The organism is Segatella copri, assembly GCF_019127135.1.
Lineage (GTDB): Bacteria > Bacteroidota > Bacteroidia > Bacteroidales > Bacteroidaceae > Prevotella.
In genome coordinates, this window is record NZ_JAHOEA010000010.1 from 50,372 (window position 1) to 67,318 (window position 16,947).

General features: G+C 43.6%; 14 protein-coding genes. 5 read left to right on the forward strand and 9 right to left on the reverse strand.

Features of this window, described 5'->3' with window-relative positions; translation table 11 throughout:
• Nucleotides 1-6: 6 nt before the first annotated feature.
• Nucleotides 7-504 (forward strand): hypothetical protein, encoded by a 498-nt coding sequence (locus KSW37_RS04445; protein WP_217313468.1) that lies wholly within the window; start codon nt 7-9, stop codon nt 502-504.
• Nucleotides 505-649: 145 nt separating this feature from the next.
• On the opposite strand, the gene KSW37_RS04450 is transcribed toward KSW37_RS04445, so the two are convergent.
• The 3 genes from KSW37_RS04450 to KSW37_RS04460 all read right to left on the reverse strand — a co-directional run bounded on the left by KSW37_RS04450 (nt 650) and on the right by KSW37_RS04460 (nt 3,460).
• Nucleotides 650-1,816, reverse strand: a complete 1,167-nt coding sequence (locus KSW37_RS04450) for a DUF3810 domain-containing protein (RefSeq protein WP_254368550.1) — start codon at nt 1,814-1,816, stop codon at nt 650-652.
• A 457-nt stretch (nt 1,817-2,273) separates the two neighbouring features.
• Nucleotides 2,274-2,972, reverse strand: a complete 699-nt coding sequence (locus KSW37_RS04455) for a M15 family metallopeptidase (protein ID WP_217313467.1) — start codon at nt 2,970-2,972, stop codon at nt 2,274-2,276.
• Nucleotides 2,973-2,983: 11 nt separating this feature from the next.
• Complete coding sequence (locus tag KSW37_RS04460) at nt 2,984-3,460, reverse strand: Lrp/AsnC family transcriptional regulator (protein ID WP_118141730.1); 477 nt, start codon at nt 3,458-3,460, stop codon at nt 2,984-2,986.
• A gap of 224 nt (nt 3,461-3,684) precedes the next feature.
• Here KSW37_RS04460 and KSW37_RS04465 point away from each other — a divergent pair, with 224 nt between their 5' ends.
• Nucleotides 3,685-4,839, forward strand: a complete 1,155-nt coding sequence (locus tag KSW37_RS04465; RefSeq protein WP_217313466.1) for a 5-methyltetrahydropteroyltriglutamate--homocysteine S-methyltransferase — start codon at nt 3,685-3,687, stop codon at nt 4,837-4,839.
• On the opposite strand, the gene KSW37_RS04470 is transcribed toward KSW37_RS04465, so the two are convergent.
• Nucleotides 4,784-6,385, reverse strand: coding sequence for a PepSY-associated TM helix domain-containing protein (locus KSW37_RS04470; protein WP_217313465.1), 1,602 nt, complete (start codon nt 6,383-6,385; stop codon nt 4,784-4,786). The genes KSW37_RS04465 and KSW37_RS04470 overlap by 56 nt on opposite strands.
• A gap of 237 nt (nt 6,386-6,622) precedes the next feature.
• Between KSW37_RS04470 and greA the strand changes: the two genes are divergently transcribed.
• Nucleotides 6,623-7,087, forward strand: coding sequence for a transcription elongation factor GreA (greA, locus tag KSW37_RS04475; protein ID WP_006848453.1), 465 nt, complete (start codon nt 6,623-6,625; stop codon nt 7,085-7,087).
• Nucleotides 7,088-7,157: 70 nt separating this feature from the next.
• Here greA and KSW37_RS04480 read toward each other — a convergent pair whose 3' ends face one another.
• The 3 genes from KSW37_RS04480 to KSW37_RS04490 all read right to left on the reverse strand — a co-directional run bounded on the left by KSW37_RS04480 (nt 7,158) and on the right by KSW37_RS04490 (nt 10,657).
• Nucleotides 7,158-9,101: a MutS-related protein gene (locus KSW37_RS04480; RefSeq protein ID WP_217313464.1), complete on the reverse strand. Its 1,944-nt coding sequence runs from the start codon at nt 9,099-9,101 to the stop codon at nt 7,158-7,160.
• Between the two features lie 17 nt (nt 9,102-9,118).
• Nucleotides 9,119-9,661: a nitroreductase family protein gene (locus tag KSW37_RS04485; RefSeq protein WP_217313463.1), complete on the reverse strand. Its 543-nt coding sequence runs from the start codon at nt 9,659-9,661 to the stop codon at nt 9,119-9,121.
• Between the two features lie 315 nt (nt 9,662-9,976).
• Complete coding sequence (locus KSW37_RS04490; protein ID WP_217313462.1) at nt 9,977-10,657, reverse strand: hypothetical protein; 681 nt, start codon at nt 10,655-10,657, stop codon at nt 9,977-9,979.
• 271 nt (nt 10,658-10,928) lie between these two features.
• On the opposite strand from KSW37_RS04490, the gene KSW37_RS04495 reads away from it, so the two are divergent.
• Together KSW37_RS04495 and KSW37_RS04500 are read left to right on the forward strand one after the other, a co-directional pair.
• Complete coding sequence (locus KSW37_RS04495; RefSeq protein ID WP_217313461.1) at nt 10,929-11,561, forward strand: nitroreductase family protein; 633 nt, start codon at nt 10,929-10,931, stop codon at nt 11,559-11,561.
• Nucleotides 11,562-11,828: 267 nt separating this feature from the next.
• Entirely contained in the window at nt 11,829-13,406 is a 1,578-nt protein-coding gene (locus KSW37_RS04500; RefSeq protein WP_217313460.1) for an ATP-binding protein, read from the forward strand.
• 576 nt (nt 13,407-13,982) lie between these two features.
• Here KSW37_RS04500 and KSW37_RS04505 read toward each other — a convergent pair.
• Complete coding sequence (locus KSW37_RS04505; RefSeq protein ID WP_217313459.1) at nt 13,983-15,152, reverse strand: DNA-methyltransferase; 1,170 nt, start codon at nt 15,150-15,152, stop codon at nt 13,983-13,985.
• A gap of 10 nt (nt 15,153-15,162) precedes the next feature.
• A complete protein-coding gene (locus KSW37_RS04510; protein WP_217313458.1) occupies nt 15,163-16,944 on the reverse strand; it encodes a restriction endonuclease FokI C-terminal domain-containing protein in 1,782 nt (593 codons plus the stop codon).
• Between the last annotated feature and the right edge of the window lie 3 nt (nt 16,945-16,947).

The following is a 16,947-nucleotide window of genomic DNA, read 5'->3' on the forward strand; positions in this document are numbered from 1 at the left end:
AGAGTTATGAAACGAATTTTGGGTATTTTAATGATGGTCATCGCCATGATGACGGTTACTACAAGTGTATGTGCACAGGCGCCTAACCAGAAGCAGCGCCTCAGTCGTGAACAGTTGGCAGAAAAGCAGGCTCAGTACATCTCTCGTAATTTGGGGCTTGATGAAAAGACCAACGCTAAGTTTATCGAGACCTATACTGATTATCAGAAAGAGGTATGGGCTTTAGGTCCTCGCCTTCATCACAAGAAGGGCGAAATGAAAACGGATGCTCAGACCGAACAGGAAATCAAGCAGCGTTTCGAGATGAGCGAGAAGATTCTCAACATCCGTCAGAAATACTACAAGAAGTATTCACAGTTCCTGAGCCAGCAGCAGATTCAGCGTGTTTACGAACTGGAGCGACAGATGATGAAGCGCTTTGCCCAGAAAGGTCCGCGCAAGGGAATGGGTAAGGATGGAAGACCAGGTCCAAGAAGAATGCATGGACCTGCACAGCAGAAGTAAAAACGGCAGAAATGTTTAGCGTAATAATATATTAGTCCTCTTATACAAGGAAAAAAGATTACTTTCTATATTCAAATATATGCGAACGACGATTGGTGCAAGAGCGCGCGCCAATCGTCTTTTCTTTCTCATGTAATTATTTCTATCATCTTTTCATAAGAGATTTTTCCTGCTTGTTCTCCCAAGCCAGAATCAGACCGATGACGCCGGCATAGCTCTTTCTGCCGCCTTCTACATGGTTGCCTCTCAGATAGAGTTCGAAGAAGAAATCCTGGGCGGCATCCAGTACCTTGCATCTTTTGCCCTGCCAGTATTGGCGGTCGCTTTTCAACAGCCTGATTATCTCAGGACGGATATGTTTCAGATATTTCTCACCTTCCTTTTCGCCGAGAATATCGAATACATTATATAATACATGGGGCAGAATGTGGTAATATCCGCTGAATTTTACAGCCTTATCCTGTGATGCCGTACAGACGAGATAACTGTAGAAATTTGCCTCTCCTTCGTTGGCAATACCCAGGAAATGAGCAAATTCATGGGCATAGGTAGCCGGATAATCATGCGCCCGGATATCGCCGTTCAGCGTAAATTCACAGAAGAATGGTCCCATGCTGCCGGTTACACCCGACATCGAACTGATGGGCGTAAACACCATCGTCTTGGCATGCGGATGCTGGTTGAAAGGCGGATTGATGCCCTCCCGATAGCCTATCTTGTTATATTCCTTCAGAACCGCATCCCGCACCCGATTCTTCAGTTTATCATCCACAATACAATTGATTTTTTCACTCTTCCCTCTCCGTTCTTCACTCAAAAGGTTGAGGCTGTCAGCATACTGGTAGGCAAATTTCCGGAACTTCTCTTCCGAAACTTCAGCAGGCTGCATGCCAACTCTATAATAGATAACAGGCTGCGAATAGTTCAGTCCCCAAGCTGCATAAAACCATACATATACCCACAGCAGATATTCAATTACCCTTCCGAAGACCGCCTTTTTCTTCGGATAGCCGCCGCTCTTGGCAGCAAGAAAGATAAACCGACGGGCGAGTTTCTTCCGTAATCCCATCTCGTAGATAGGATAGAGGATGACCCAGGCAATGCTGAGAGCAATGAAAATATCGCCCACGGCAAAGGGAAAGATGCCCGAGATGGGCGAGAGAAGGGTGCCGATAATGGGATAAACACGGTAGGTGTAGATAACTCCCCAGAGAGGAATCATCTTGGTAAGGGTGACGAGGATGAGCAACAGCAGCAGTACCCAGTGGCGCCACTTCATTCTGTCGAGTCGTAAAGTATGTAATATCTTCATTTTGTTTCTTGTTTTTTATCTTGCATGGCTCTTGAACAGAGCTGTTTTTTTGCACTTTTTGCCCCAGATGTGCAGAGATGGTGCAAAAATACAAAAGTTTTCTGAAATATTGACATCAGGAATCTGTTTTTTTAGTAATTTTGCCATATTAAAAGTTGAACTTAATAAATAGAGGAGGAGTTATCATGAAACAGACACTGGAATCATTCGAGGCTATGAACCTTGAATATGAGAACCTCTATAATGAGGACGATGAACGTAGAGAATATAATTCTGTCTGGTACAGCTAGTTGCAATATCTTAAAATAAGGCTGTAGCAGGTGAGTTAAATTTGTATTACATATAAAAAAGATCGTTAGGATAATGAAAGGCTATGCCATAGTTACTAAAGAAATGATGTAACATAGGCATAGTCTTTTTTATGTCCTTTCCCTGCTGGCTGTTCTTTCCTGCATTTCTATTTTTCGAAGTGCTGGTAATCCTTGCTGCGTTTCCAGTCACCTCCCCATCTGAATCCTTTTGCCTTGAAAAGCCGGTAGCAGAGGTCGCCTTTCTTAATCATGTAAGCGTGGTTCTTGCTGCGGTCCAGATAGGGGCGGGCGGTGGCAGGCTCTACCACTTCCTTGCCGTTCTTCAGCCGTTTGTGATAAGGATTGTAGAGGGTGTTGATGTCTACGGCCAGTCCCCTTCCGTGTTTCGATACCGTATGGGTATGCGAGATGAAGCGGAAGTTGAAACTGGAGGAGTTGTTGGCTCTCATCGCCCTTTCATCGTCGGCATTCCAGTAGTCAATGAGTCTCATCCGTTCTATCGGATATTTTGCCTCGTATAGCTTTTTGAGAATATCGAGCACATCTGTGGCTATCGCCCTGTTCACTACCATCTCTCCTACGATGTTTCTGCCGTCCTTGTCTACGTGCAGGCATCTTATGTATCTCAGTTCGCTTCTTGCCACGGTACAGTTTTTCTTGTATGTCTTGCCCTGCATCAGGCGGAAGATATCATCAGGAATGGGGGATGTGGAGAAGAAATGCTTCGCGCCCAGTTTTCTGATGGTTTGGGGACTGACGATTTCTCCCGGCTTCTGTGCCTTGGATGGGAGGCAGAAAAGTCCGGAAATAAACAGGCATATCATCAATATATTTTTTGCTTTCATCACGTTTCTCCTTATTTTGCTACGGGAATATAATGCGAATCCTTGATTTCTCCAATCACGATGATGCTGTGCAGACTTCCGATGCAGTCGATGTTTCCCAGGGTGTTGAGCATGAAGTCCTGATAGGCTTTCATATCCCGGGCATATACCTTGATCTGGAAATCGTAATCACCGGTGGTGTTGTAGCATTCCGTTATCTGGTCGATGGTTTGCACGGTATCCATGAATTGCTGAATCAAATCGTGGGTGTGCTGCTTCAGTCGGATATTGCAGAGCACGATTACGTTGTGTCCCATCTTGTGATGATCCACTATCGCTCCATATCGCTGGATGTATCCCTCACGCTCCAATCGCTTCTGTCGTTCGAAGGTGGGAGAAGGGGAGAGGTGTACTCTTGCGGCAAGTTCCTTCACGGTGAGTCGCGAGTTCTGCTGCAACAATTTGAGTATCTTGATATCGATTTCGTCGAGATTTTCTTCTGTAGCCATTGTTTCTTTATTACTGATTTTATTCATTTTTGCAGAATAATATTCTGCTGATTTGCTTAATTTGCTGCAAAGATAGTATATTTTTCTGAATTACGGAGAATATTTGGCAAATAAAATTCTTCTTCTTACCTTTGCACCCGCAATTCCGGATGCAAAGCGTCATTCATCAGTAATGACAGGATAAAGAGTCATTCACATCAAATAATAATTAAGGAGATAAAAATATGAGCAACGTAAGAAATATACATTTTGAGGCAGTGGGCAGCTATTTGCGCCCTGCAGAGTTGAAAGAAGCAAGAGCCAAGTTTGCTGATGGCAAGATTTCTGCCACCGACCTTCGTGCTGTAGAAGACCGTCTGATTACTGAGGTCATCAGACAGCAGAAGGCGCATCGCCTGCCTTATATCACCGATGGCGAGTTCCGCCGCAGCTATTGGCATCTCGACTTTATGTGGGGATTCAATGGCGTGGAGCATATCGAACTGGAGCATGGCTACCAGTTTCATGGCGAGGAGACAACCAAGGGTTCTATCCAACTGACCGGCAAGATTACCGGCGAGAATCATCCTTTTATCAAGGATTTCCTGTTTGTGAAGCAGTTTGAAGAGTTGGATGCCAATGGCGAATATATCTTCGAGGCAAAGCAGACGGTTCCTGCTCCTGCACAGTTTCTTGCCGAATTATTCCGTGGCAAGAATGCCGAGAACACCCGCAAGTTCTATCCTAACACCACCCAGCTGATTGAGGATATAGCCCAGGCTTATCGCACCTTCTTCCAGGAGATTTATGCAGCCGGTTGCCGTACCGTCCAGCTGGATGATTGCACCTGGGGAATGATTGTGGATAGTGATTACTGGAAGGCTAAGGTGGGCACAGGGTTCACCCTAGAGCAGGAAGCCCTGCAATATCTGAAGGTGAACAATCTTGCCATCGAGGGCAAACCGGAGGGGTTGAGCATCAACACCCACGTATGCCGTGGCAATTATCATTCCTGCTATGCCACCAAAGGTGCCTACGATGCCGTAGCTCCTTATCTTTTCGCTCATGAAGATGTAGATACCTTCTATCTGGAGTATGACGATGAGCGTTCGGGTAGTTTCGAGCCTTTGAAGTATGTGGCAGATGGCAAGAAGGTGGTTCTGGGTTTGGTAACCTCTAAATCTCCTGTGTTGGAGGATAAGGCTACGGTCATCGCCAGAATCCACGAAGCTGCCAAATATATCCCTCTCAATCGCCTGAGCCTCAGTCCTCAATGCGGCTTCGCCTCTTGCGAGATTGGCAATAAACTTACCGATGCTGAGCAATGGGCAAAGATAGATTTGGTTAGAGAGATTTCCGAGGAAGTTTGGGGTTCTTCTTCTTTCTCCGGTGCAGAATGATGTAGCCGGAAAGCAAAACCAGCGTAATCAGCAAGCCGGAGATGAAGACGAAAAGGTCGGAAAGAGGCCCTAAGAATGGAGAATAGCATCTACCCACATGGAGTTCTAATGCCACATTCCAAAGCGACATGGGTGTGGCAGAAAGCAACTCTGGGGTAGATGCTGTTTCACCTAAGCTCGCCCCTTTGCTATAATCGAAAATCACTTCTTTTCCTCCAAAGAAGTCCTTGGAATAACCGCTAACCAAAGAACTGGAAATCGGAATCATCGATTTTCCTTGGTTGGCTTTCCCTGTGAAATAATCCACAATCAGATTCTTTTCCGGATTCCAACGGAACATGCCGCTGAATGATCCTATCAGCCAACCTCCCTTGCCATCACTCTCGAAAGCATTCACTCCCATCGGACTTACCTTTGGTGCCTTCTCCTTATTTAATAAGATAGGTTTATGCTGGAAATGCTCATCCACTCTCAGGAATCCTTCTGAGGTAGAAACAAGCCAGTTGCCCTCTGCAGCATCCCAACGGATAGCGCGAAGTTTATCGTGCCAGACATTTCCATCCTTCACCTTTTCTGTGGTTTTGTTCATGGCAAGAGGTATCATCAATGGTGGACGGAGACACATACCTGTTATCGCTAGCCAAAGTGTAAGGATGATAGTCGTGTATCCTAATTTATTATGCCATTTTGCATTGAAAACCATCTGCTTGCCAAGCTTCTGCATCTTTTCTCTTGCCTGTAATCTCTTCTGTCGGCGAATACGGTAAGGCAGAATGAAAAGGATGATGCCCGTTATCGAAAGGATGATAAGTACGATGGCGATGGCATCCACCACCAATCTTCCGGCTAATCCGAAGAAAGCACCGCTATGCAGGTTCCAAACGGTCTTGAAAAGGGTAACTTCCGGAACAAAACCTTCCGGTTGACCGATGATTTTGCGGGTAACATTCGTCTTTTCGTTGGCAGCATCCGTCTTTTCGTTGGCAGCATCCGTCTTCTTACCGGATATTTCATAAACGGCAGAGCGGGTCATGGCGATGATGCTTGTGCTGTCTTTGGTTAATGTAATGTCGGTGATTCTCTCTTCGTTATCTGCGAGCGGAAACATCTTCCATTCCTTTCCATCGAAGCGATATACATCCATCATGGCTGCGCACCAGATTTCTCCATTCTTCGTCTGCACCATGTTTCGGATATTCCTGCCATCCACATTCTTGGGTAATCCCTTGTTAAAGTCTTTCCAACTTTTCATCTCTGCATCCGTAAGCCATACGCCACCATAACCATACGCCAGGATGGAATCACTTGGAGTTTTGCTGATGCGGTGATTGATCTTGATAGAACCCTTGATGATGCCGTTGTTGAAATTCTTGATATGATAAGCCGATGGCATCAAACTTCTGCTTACCTCACAACCGGCGAATAGCTGGCGATGATTCAGAATGATGCCTGATACGCAGAATACCAGCATAAAGACAGACAGTACAAGTCCGAACCAACGATGGTATTTCTTCCATGTAAAACGTTTTTTCTTTTTTTCTCTCATTGTTGTTTTCTAATAAACATTGTTGTTTTCTACTAAATGGGTTGCAAAGGTAAGAATATCTATCTACTTCTGCAATACCCAAAAATAATGATTTTTGATGCTTCTGTTTTTTCTAATCTTTAGTTTCCTTCACTTTTTTACTGAAAAAGTTTGGTGATTTCGTGATTTACTAGTAACTTTGCACCCCGAATAAAAAATCATCATTCATAACAATAAGAAATTAGAAAATTAGGAAATATGGAATATATGTCTCAGGAAGGCTACGATGAGCTCGTGGCCGAACTTCAACACATGGTTAACGTAGAGTTGCCAGCCGTTCGCGATGCGATAGCTGAGGCTCGCGACAAGGGTGACCTCAGCGAGAATTTCGAGTATCATGCTGCCAAGCGCGAGCAGGGCAAACTGTTGAGCCGCATCAGTTTCAAACAGAAGGTTTTGGAGAATGCCCGTGTCATCGACAAGTCTCGCCTGAAGAGTGATACCGTTGGCTTGTTGAGCAAGATTAAGATTACCAATCTCGCCAACAAGTGCAGCATGAATTATACCATAGTGAATCCTCACGAGGCTGATTTGCATAGTGGCAAGATTTCCATCAAGTCGCCTATCGCCAAGGCCCTTCTGGGTAAGAAGGCTGGTGAAGAGGTAATGGTAAAGGTACCAGCCGGCTTGCTCAAATTCCGCCTGGATAGCGTTGAGTTATAATGTATAATTTAAAAGGAAAACTCCCGATAATTTGAAACTGATCAAATTATCGGGAGTTTCTCTTTTTATTCTAATATTTCTCCAGAATCTTATTCAGTAAGAAGGTGGCATTCTGGTTTCTTGCCACGCCCTTCTGTATCTTATAAGTATAGGTAACATCCGTGCCCAAATCTATCTCGAAACAATAGTTGTGGAATTTTCCTGATGCATCATTCTCCATCTTGGAAAGTTCCAGGTCGTGGGTCGCAATGATACCGCTCACCGGCTGCTTGGCAATGGCTTCGAGGAACTTTCTCGAACCATTCAGCTTATCCAATGAATTCGTTCCCTTCAGAATCTCATCCAGAATAATCAGCGTTCGGAGTGGCTCCTTATAGCCCTCTGCACTTTCCTTGCAGAACTCTCCCTCTGCACTTTCCTTGCAGAACTTCAAAAGCTCCTCCAATCTGATCAATTCTGCATTGAAATAAGAGATGCCATGCGTAAGATCATCGGTGGTTCTCATACTCGAGAACAATCTGAAACGTGAAATCTTCAGCTGATCTGCAAACACCGGCATACCCGCCATTGCTAGGATATAGTTCACGCCCAGCGAACGCAGGAAGGTACTCTTTCCCGCCATGTTGGCTCCGGTGATGATATAATAGTTGTCGTCCTTGATGGTGAAATCGTTCTTCACCGCCTTGGCACCCAGGAAAGGATGATAGAGATTCTTACCCTCGAACACGATTTCCGGACTTCCGATTCCTGCATTTTCTGAAACATAGCTTTCAGTATCTGCTTCCGGACTTCCCGAAACAAATTCTGCCTCTTCTGCCTCTGGATGATTATATCTGAAATTCGCCATCGAAACCATTGCATCCATCTCGCTGATGATATGCATCCATTCCTCCATCTTCATCATATAGGTATTCTTCCATTTCAGAAAACTGCGAACCAGGAAGAAATCGCTCAGCATGAAGGCATCGGTGAAGAAAAGACCCAGGAAGTTGCCTCTTCTGTCATACCCCTTCAATATCTTTTCCAGTTGGGCAAAGGAAGGCAGGGCATCTGCCAGGGAATCCTGCATTTCCTTGCCTGATTCGCTATGGAAATTGCGCCTGTTGATAAGCTGAAGTATCTGGGCATAGGCGATGAGCTGATGGCGAAGCTTGCCGCCATTGCTATCTATCTTGTCAAGTGTCTGCTTGCAGACGAAGAATACCACCATGTATTGAACCAACACCCACCATAGGGCGAAATTCACCGAAACCATATCGCATATCGATAAAATCACGGAACCGATGACTCCAATAATCATCATCCATCCGATAACGAGAGAAACCGGAGATCCAAACCATGCCGGCACCTCCATCTTCGAAACCTTCTGCATCGCATCCACCACCGCAGCAGAATCAATCTTCTTCATCTTGCCATTCACCATTTTGCCATTTGCAGTTTGGCTTCTGTTCTTTTCGCCAAGTGCCAGAAATTCCATTCGCCAGTTTTCGCCTTCTCCAGCCAATTCCTTCTGCAAATCTCTTCTTCTTTTGATATCCTCCATGCTCAGAGGCGTTTCCCGGGTAAGATTCCTGGCGAGTGCCTCCGAACCGCCCGATGTGATGGTTCGGCAGATGCGGTTGAACAGCGAACTCTTGCCGAAAACATCGAGGTCGAAGGAATAAGGATGCTGCGGATTCTGATAGGAATCGCCCGTTTCGAAAGGCGAGAAATCGCCCTCCCAAGCCTTGATTTCGTCCTGATAAACCTTGAGCAATGCCGAAAGATGCTCTATCTTCTCCTTATTTTTGTCGTCAAGTCGTCTGATACCCAGATAGGCAATCAGGCACCAAATTGCCCCCATCAGATAGTTCTGCGTATCTCCATCCATTGCGAAATAGCAGATCAGGAAGGCGAGGATGCCGCCAAAAGCCAGCAGCTCTCCTGTTATAAATCCCGTATTCTTACGCTTCAGGGCAGCCACCTCAGAAGCATATCGGCTTACATATTGTTGATAATTCTCCTTGATATTCATACTTTTTCTTTCTTGTATTATGAATTTTTCTCCATCCATTTATTATAGGATACATTCTCCTCTTTCCACTTATTCTTTGCTTCCGCCAGATTCTTCGGATATCCGATGATGAGGGTGTTGAGCGGAATCATCGTCTTGGGCAGATGCTGTAGTTGCTGCATTCCCTCGTACCGTTCTTTTAGGGGATAGAGGGCTGTCCATACTCCGCCAAGTCCCAAGCCGTGAGCCATCAGCAGGATGTTCTCCGTGGCTGCCGAACAGTCTTGAATCCAGAACTCCTGCTCTGTGCCTTCCAGCGTCTTGTCAAGGCATCCGCAAACCACGATGGCGAGCGGTGCCTGCTTCACCATGCCGGCATAAGGACTGAACTGTGGTATCTGGTCGAGAATCTCCCGGTCGTTGATAACCACAAAATGCCAAGGCTGCTTGTTGCATGCCGATGGAGCCGCCATGCCGGCACGCAGCATCATCTCCACCTTCTCCGGCTCTACAGGCATGTCTGTATAGCTTCTCACCGATGTACGGCTCATAATATTTTCAAAAATCTGATTCTTTTCCATTATTGCTTTTCTATGTGAGTCTTATTTTTTAGGCGAATCATAGCATTCCATAAGCCAGTCGAGCACATATTCTCTTTATGTTCTATTTATTCACTTTGCTATTCATTTTGCATTCTATCTTGATTGCTAAAAATGAAATGCGCTGCAAATATACGAAACTTTTTCGGGAAATTTGCAGTGTAGTGCAAATTTCTTGTGTTTCTTGGTGAAATTTGCAGTGCATTGCAAATTTCTTTCTGTAGAACTGATAACACTTTCTGTAAAACTGATAACCTTTCTATAATCTGTATATCCGAGAATTTGTATTTATTAGTTTTATTGCCCGAAACATCCTATCGTTTTTATTGCCCGAAACATCCTATAGTATACGTATATATAAGTCGATGTTGTGGTTATCATACTGATGAGATTCATGCAGGTGAAGGCTGCCTGCTGGGTGTTACCTGCCAGACAAAACACTGCCGCAGGGAGGAGATTCGAGCATATCAGCCATACCATGAAAACCAGGATAAGGGCTAAGCCCAGTTTGCGCATGTTACCTCTGTGCTTGCTGTACAGATGGCAGCCGGCTACCAGGGAGGCGATGACGGAAATCAATCCCATAGAGCTTTGTATCCAGGTAAGAATAGTTGCCGTGGGTGTTATCTGTCCGTTCTGCATCATCGTTACGAGATGAAGATTGAAGCATTGGCCCAGGATGAATGAGAGCACATAGTAAAGTACCATCAACTTGCTGCAGCGTCGTAGCAATTTTACGCCTGTCGGTAGCGTGTAGCGGAATATTCCCCATAAAGCTATAGGGGCGAGCTGCAAGACCAGTTGCTTGATGGTAACCAGGATGGGACTTATTGGAATCAGGATGGGACTTGTTCTGAAGGATAAGCCCGCTTGTCTGCAAACAGAAAATGCCAGCGAAAACAATGCGAAAATGCAATATGCATACATGGCATATTGTGCAATGCGATTTATATCTATAGAATAACTTTTTCTTTCCATAATTCTACGTTTGATGATTTTATAAACAGCTTATCTTGCATAAAGCCATTGCAAAGATACGAAGTTTTTGGGAAATTCTAGCAAAATAGGTGGAAAATGTTTGGCTATGATATATACTTGTTAAAAGAATGGCAGAGAGACCGATAAAATCTCTTAAAAATCATAACGTATCTTCTTGAATACAAGTATTTGTTGCTATCTTTGCACGGTATATACTAATAACGCTACATGGGTATATACTAATAGGAATATAAGTTTAATCATGAATCATATGAAGAAGTTTTTTTTAGGATTGGCAGCAGCACTGATGTTGACTGCCTGCAATGAGAACAGACAGCCGGAGGCAATGACCAGCGTTGACTCTGCAAGTGTGGTAACCGATTTGATGATGAGTCGCAGAAGCATCCGTGCTTACAAGGATTCCGTCATCAGCCGCGATACCCTGAACGAGATTCTGAAATGCGGCATTCATGCGCCAAACGGGCAGAACCTGCAGTCGTATGAAATCAGAGTGATAGATTCTCCTGCTCTCATCGATTCAATCACCCAAGCCGTGGTAAAGGATAATCCTAAGATAGCAGAGCGCAAGGGCTTCAAGAACATCTTCGTGAATGCTCCATGCGTGGTTTGCATCGCCTACGATACTACTTATGATATGGCGCAGATTGATTGCGGTTTGCTGGGTGAGAATATTATTCTTGCAGCATGGTCTAAGGGCATCGGTTCCTGCTGCCTGGGCAGTTCAGCCCGTTGGATATTGGATTCGCCATCAGCCAAGCCTTACCTCGACCGCATGGCATTCTCTAAGAATTATAAGCTGCTCTACTGCATCGCCCTGGGATATCCTGACGAATCGCCAGAAGCAAAGTCAAGACGCCAGGACATGATTAAGTTCATGGATTAAGACAGATGAAGGTTGATGTCCTGTTTCAGGACATCAACGTTTGAAGATAGATATGCATCTTTTTGAAACATGTAGGCAAAATATGAAATATCTTCTTCAAGTTCTTTTTTGTTTTGGAAAAAATGAGATAAATATCTTCCCGAGAGTTATTATTGAAAATGATAACCCAATATTTCTTCTTTTTTAATAGAGTTTCCAAAAAAACTTCGTATCTTTGCAGTGGCTTTATGCAAGATAAGCTGTTGTAATATCATCAAGCATAGAATTATGGCAAAAAAAAGATATCCTATAGGAATACAAACCTTCGATAAGATTCGCACGGAAGACCGGCTCTATATCGACAAGACAGAATATGTTTACCGCATGACACATTCTGACAGCAACTATATATTTCTGGGACGACCACGCCGTTTCGGAAAGTCTTTGCTTGTATCTACTTTACAGAGTTATTTCGAAGGAAAGAAAGAACTCTTTAAGGGACTTGCCATTGAAAAGCTGGAGCAGGATTGGACAGAATATCCTGTGCTCCATTTCAGTATGGCTATGGGCAAACACATGGAGAAGGAGCAACTGGAAAGATACCTGCTCTATATCATCGGCTTGAATGAAAAGAAGTTTGGTATAGAAAATGATGCTGTTGATCCGAATGTGAGATTGGCAAGCCTGATTATGAATGTGTACAGACGAACGGGAAAGAAGGTGGTCGTGCTCATTGATGAATACGATGCTCCTCTTCTTGATGTAGCACACGAGGATGACAATCTCAAGGATCTTCGCAATATCATGCGTAATTTCTATAGTCCATTGAAGGATTGCGACCCATATCTCCGCTTTGTCTTCCTCACCGGTATCACCAAGTTTTCGCAACTCAGCATCTTCAGCGAACTGAATAATATCACCAATATTTCGATGAACAGGGAATATTCGGGAATATGTGGAATCACCAAGGAGGAGCTGCTCACCCAGATGTCGGACGACATTGATGAATTGGCAAAATCGCTAGGCTCCACAAGAGAAACTGCCATCGAAGAACTGAAAACGAACTATGATGGTTATCATTTCTCTGCCCAATCGTCAGATATATTCAATCCGTTCAGTCTGCTCAACTGCTTTGCCAATCAGGATTTCGGTTCATACTGGTTCGCTTCCGGCACTCCAACCTACTTGATTAACATGATGCGGAAGTTTCATGTCTTGCCGGCAACTCTTGGAAAGATGTATGCCAAATCATCAGCCTTTGATGCCCCGACAGAGAACATGACGGCCATAACCCCTTTGCTATACCAAAGTGGCTATCTTACCATCAAAGATTATGACAAGACCAGCAAGCTCTATACTCTTGATTTGCCGAACAAGGAAATCAAAGTAGGATTGTTCGAGAGTCTTCTTCCTAACTATCTGGAAGGAATGTTTGCCCAGAATGGAGATGTCACCATTGCTCAGATGTCTGTGCTTATCCGTCAGGATGATATGGACGGAGCATTACAGCTGCTCCAGACCTTTCTGGGAACTGTTCCATATTGCAATGTCACCAACCATGAAGGTCATTACCAGCAGATGCTGTTTATCATCTTCTCGCTTTTGACTGGCTATGTGGTAGATGTAGAAGTGCACACTCCCAATGGAAGGGTAGATATTGTGCTGTTGACCGACATCCGTCTCTATATCATAGAGCTGAAGCTGAACAGGGATGCCCAGACGGCTTTGCAGCAAATCAACCTCAAGAACTATGCCCAGCGCTTTGCGCTTTGCGGGAAACCTATAGTGAAAGTAGGTATCAACTTTGATTCTACCCAGGGAAATATAGAGGATTGGATAATTGAAGAGAATGATAAAGATAGCTAGCCTCTTGTAAAAAGAGAACGCACATCAGCTGAAATACGCATGCACAACAGCTGGGCGACATGCGCACAACAGGTGATGTGCAACCGCACAACAGCTGATGTGCTGTCTTAGGAGCTATATCTTCTAAAAACAGATTGTAACTCTTCTGGCAACTTCAATTAGCTCTTTTGAAGACTATACTAAGATGTTTCGAACTGTGCACTTCTACATCTACCACATAAGCTGTCAAGAGCGAGAAGATGATAAAAGGCATCTGCTGGAAACGTTATGCTGTAGTTCCATCCTTATTCTTGCCTGTTACTACCCATGCGCCGTGAAACGTAGCGTATGGGTAGTGACTGGTATAAAGAAGGAAGGAACTGAAGTAAAGCGCTGGTATAAGTTGATCTTTGTCAACGAGAGCGGATTCTATGCTTTTTGAACCGTTGCAAAATATGCAACGGTTACGTTTCGTGGTTGTTGCCAGAAAAAGTGCGATAACAAGATTACCTCTCGTCCAGAACCAACAATCTCTGGCTGAAGGGAAAGGTAATGTCTGTTTTTTATACATGTGATGAATTGTTTTGTTATGTATTATTATTTTGTTCCAATAAAATCGCTTAGTGGTCTTATCTTAGAACGATATGTGTTGATTCCTTGTCTAAGCTTGGGCAAAGTAGAAAAAGGAATTTCTTTATGGTTGTCAAAATGAAGAACCATATAATAAGAAGCATGTTCGGGATGAAATCCTTGTGCCTCCAAAGTTTCTTTTGTCCAAATTTGAAAACAGCCTTGCTGCTTTAGTTTGAATAAATGACAATTTTCTCCACCTGTATGTAACAATATATACCCCATCCGCTCAAATCCTGGGGTAACCAATATTGAGCCTTTGGAGTCTCCTGCTCGCATATAGGTAATTCCTTTTTCTATCATTGTTGGTAAGATGCTGGCTCTGACATGATTTACTAGAACTTGTACTTCATTTGGATTCTCAGACATATGCTTGAAGATTTGCTCGGCTTTTGCTTTCTCCTCGATTTCTGCTTTTCGCTTTAGTCCTAATCTTATGTATTTCTCTTCTTGTTCAATGCCAATAAAGTTTCTGCCCAGTAAGTTTGCAGCTATGCCTGTCGTACAGCTCCCGGCGAATGGGTCTAAGATGGTTTCTCCAGTTCGTGTTGAAGCCAAAATGATACGGTACAGGAGTCGTAAAGGCTTTTGGGTTGGATGTTTGCCACAAACCTTTTCCCATGTTCCTGGTGCGGGCAGTTTCCACACATCTGGCATATGGACACCATTATTCATGGCTTCCATCAGTTGGTAATTGAAATAGTGAGGAACTTTCTCGCATTTTCTTGCCCAAATAATGTATTCGGCTGAGAAATTAAAGCGCTGTTCTGTGAGCGTTTTGGGAGGGTCAGCCTTTTGCCATACTATCATATTCAGAATCTTGAATCCTAAGTCTTTCATGCAGTTTGCTACTTCGTAAATATTGTGGTAAGTACCACAAACCCAGATCGTACCAGAATCTTTCAGTACTTTTCTGCAAAGTGAAAGCCATTTGTAATTGAATTGATATATCTCTTCCTTGGAGCGAATGTGGTCCCACTCTCCCTTGTCGAAGCTGACATATCTATTGCCAATTTTTACAGTCCCATTTCCTGTAGATAAAAAATAGGGAGGGTCAGCGAATACCATGTCTATTGTTTGGTCTATAAGAGATAGCTCTTGCATACAATCTCCTTTTCTTAATATAAATTCTTCCATTTTCTTTTTTTTAATTGTATGGATATACCAGTTCGTCATTCTTTCCAAACAAGTTTATGAAGTCCGTTCGTTTTACGGTACCACCTTTGATGGCATCGGCAAAATACAATAAGTTTTCTGCTGTAAGCACGCAACCGTCAACTCCTGTACTCTGTTTGATGTTGTTGAGCATGTGTCTTACCTCGCCTTTGAACATTGAAGAGATGAAGACGAAATTAAAGTGATTGACATTGTCGCCAAAGTTTAACCACCATTGGGTTTTGTTTCGTTCTGGGTTTCTGTCGTTGTTCTCTTGTACGTATCTTACCATTTCGTCAGCCATACTTCTGGTTATGGTAAATCCTTTAGAGTATGCTTTATTGTCAATGATAATGCCTTGTTGATTATAATCGAAAATACCATCAGGTTTTCTTGTACCCCCAAGATGAATTCCATTGAATGCAAGTTCGTTGACCAGCAAGTCTATGGTGTAAATTTCAAATTCAGTGCAATTGTTCTTGCCCGAAAATGCGTAATCAATGAGCGTGAGATATTTGTGATTGATATTATGCAGTCTAACTCTTGCTCTGTCTTTTACGACAATGGCATCTGTTGTTTCTTTCGTTATATTTTCCTCGTAGAACCTTAGTTTCGTAATGATGTCTCTGAGTTTGTAGGTATCGCCTTCGTTCTCAATGTCCAAGCCGATATTAATGAGCCCCGTCATATCGTCTCTGATGGTCGTGGCTTTTTCTTGAATGCCCTTGGTGGCAAGGAAGGATACAATCTCTTCTATAGTTTTGGCTTTGTGCTTACTTAGAAATTCGATGATTAAAGTTCTGCGCATTCGCAGATAATTGGCATCAGATGCTTTGCTTGCCAACATCTCTCTATACACAATTTTCGGGATTCTTGGACTTTTCGACATACCTATGGCTTTCCTGTAATTGATGATGCCCATTGCGGTTATTTCAAATGCAGATGTAATCTCGCATTCGTATGTTTTCGAGCCAAAAGTTTCCTTTACGAGTTTCGGTTTCTTGCTTACCCAACCGATGGATTCAAGCCAGTTGCAAATCATGCGGGCATACTTGTCTGAAGAGCCTTCGGTGTCAGAGCGTAGTTTCTTCTTTTCGTTAGCATCTGTAGCTTCCTCGTAGGCCTGAACCCAAATGCTCTGTGGAAAAGAGGTGAAACCAGCTTCGTCGGTGAATCCAAGTTTCGCTCCAATTTCAAACTTGGTCATGTGTTGGTATTTGCATAATAATCCCATGACTCTGCATACAGGTGGATACGACAAGAAAGCTCGGCCTAATATGTCGTTCTTCTCTTTTGTGTTTTCTGCATTGACAAAGTCTATGCCTAATAGTGTTATGCTGCAAGTATCATCAGAATAGTTGTAGTTGAGAAAGCCGAGAGATACTGCCCATCTTATAAAACCATCTGCTGTCCAGTCGTCAGTATATGGTTTCTTTATTTTTACAATTTTGTTGTCAATGGTATATGTTTGGCATTGTTGTCCTGTTACCGCAGCTTGGGCAAGTCCTGAGCATTTGGCGTTTTTTCTGCTTCCACCTCCAGCTCCTTTTCCTTTAAGGACATTATATGCAATAGGTTTGTTCGCTCTGAGAATTTTTTGAAACTCCAAGTAAAGATTGGGTGTTTGGAATAGTCCTGCGCTAGCCAACAGAGGCAATCTTTTTTCTGTCATATAGGTATGGAATTTCGAGCCTTGGACAAAAAGCCCGAGAATGTCTTTTAGAGTGTCCGTGGATGAAGGATTTTGAATCCAACCGAAAGTTCTTGTTGCCATATT

Coding starts and splice junctions, on each gene's coding strand:
- KSW37_RS04505 (WP_217313459.1), bottom strand. CDS start 15,152: ATGGAAGAATTTATATTAAGAAAAGGAGATTGTATGCAAGAGCTATCT.
- KSW37_RS04490 (WP_217313462.1), bottom strand. CDS start 10,657: ATGGAAAGAAAAAGTTATTCTATAGATATAAATCGCATTGCACAATAT.
- KSW37_RS04495 (WP_217313461.1), top strand. CDS start 10,929: ATGAAGAAGTTTTTTTTAGGATTGGCAGCAGCACTGATGTTGACTGCC.
- KSW37_RS04485 (WP_217313463.1), bottom strand. CDS start 9,661: ATGGAAAAGAATCAGATTTTTGAAAATATTATGAGCCGTACATCGGTG.
- KSW37_RS04470 (WP_217313465.1), bottom strand. CDS start 6,385: ATGAGAGAAAAAAAGAAAAAACGTTTTACATGGAAGAAATACCATCGT.
- greA (WP_006848453.1), top strand. CDS start 6,623: ATGGAATATATGTCTCAGGAAGGCTACGATGAGCTCGTGGCCGAACTT.
- KSW37_RS04465 (WP_217313466.1), top strand. CDS start 3,685: ATGAGCAACGTAAGAAATATACATTTTGAGGCAGTGGGCAGCTATTTG.
- KSW37_RS04460 (WP_118141730.1), bottom strand. CDS start 3,460: ATGGCTACAGAAGAAAATCTCGACGAAATCGATATCAAGATACTCAAA.
- KSW37_RS04500 (WP_217313460.1), top strand. CDS start 11,829: ATGGCAAAAAAAAGATATCCTATAGGAATACAAACCTTCGATAAGATT.
- KSW37_RS04510 (WP_217313458.1), bottom strand. CDS start 16,944: ATGGCAACAAGAACTTTCGGTTGGATTCAAAATCCTTCATCCACGGAC.
- KSW37_RS04450 (WP_254368550.1), bottom strand. CDS start 1,816: ATGAAGATATTACATACTTTACGACTCGACAGAATGAAGTGGCGCCAC.
- KSW37_RS04480 (WP_217313464.1), bottom strand. CDS start 9,101: ATGAATATCAAGGAGAATTATCAACAATATGTAAGCCGATATGCTTCT.
- KSW37_RS04455 (WP_217313467.1), bottom strand. CDS start 2,972: ATGAAAGCAAAAAATATATTGATGATATGCCTGTTTATTTCCGGACTT.
- KSW37_RS04445 (WP_217313468.1), top strand. CDS start 7: ATGAAACGAATTTTGGGTATTTTAATGATGGTCATCGCCATGATGACG.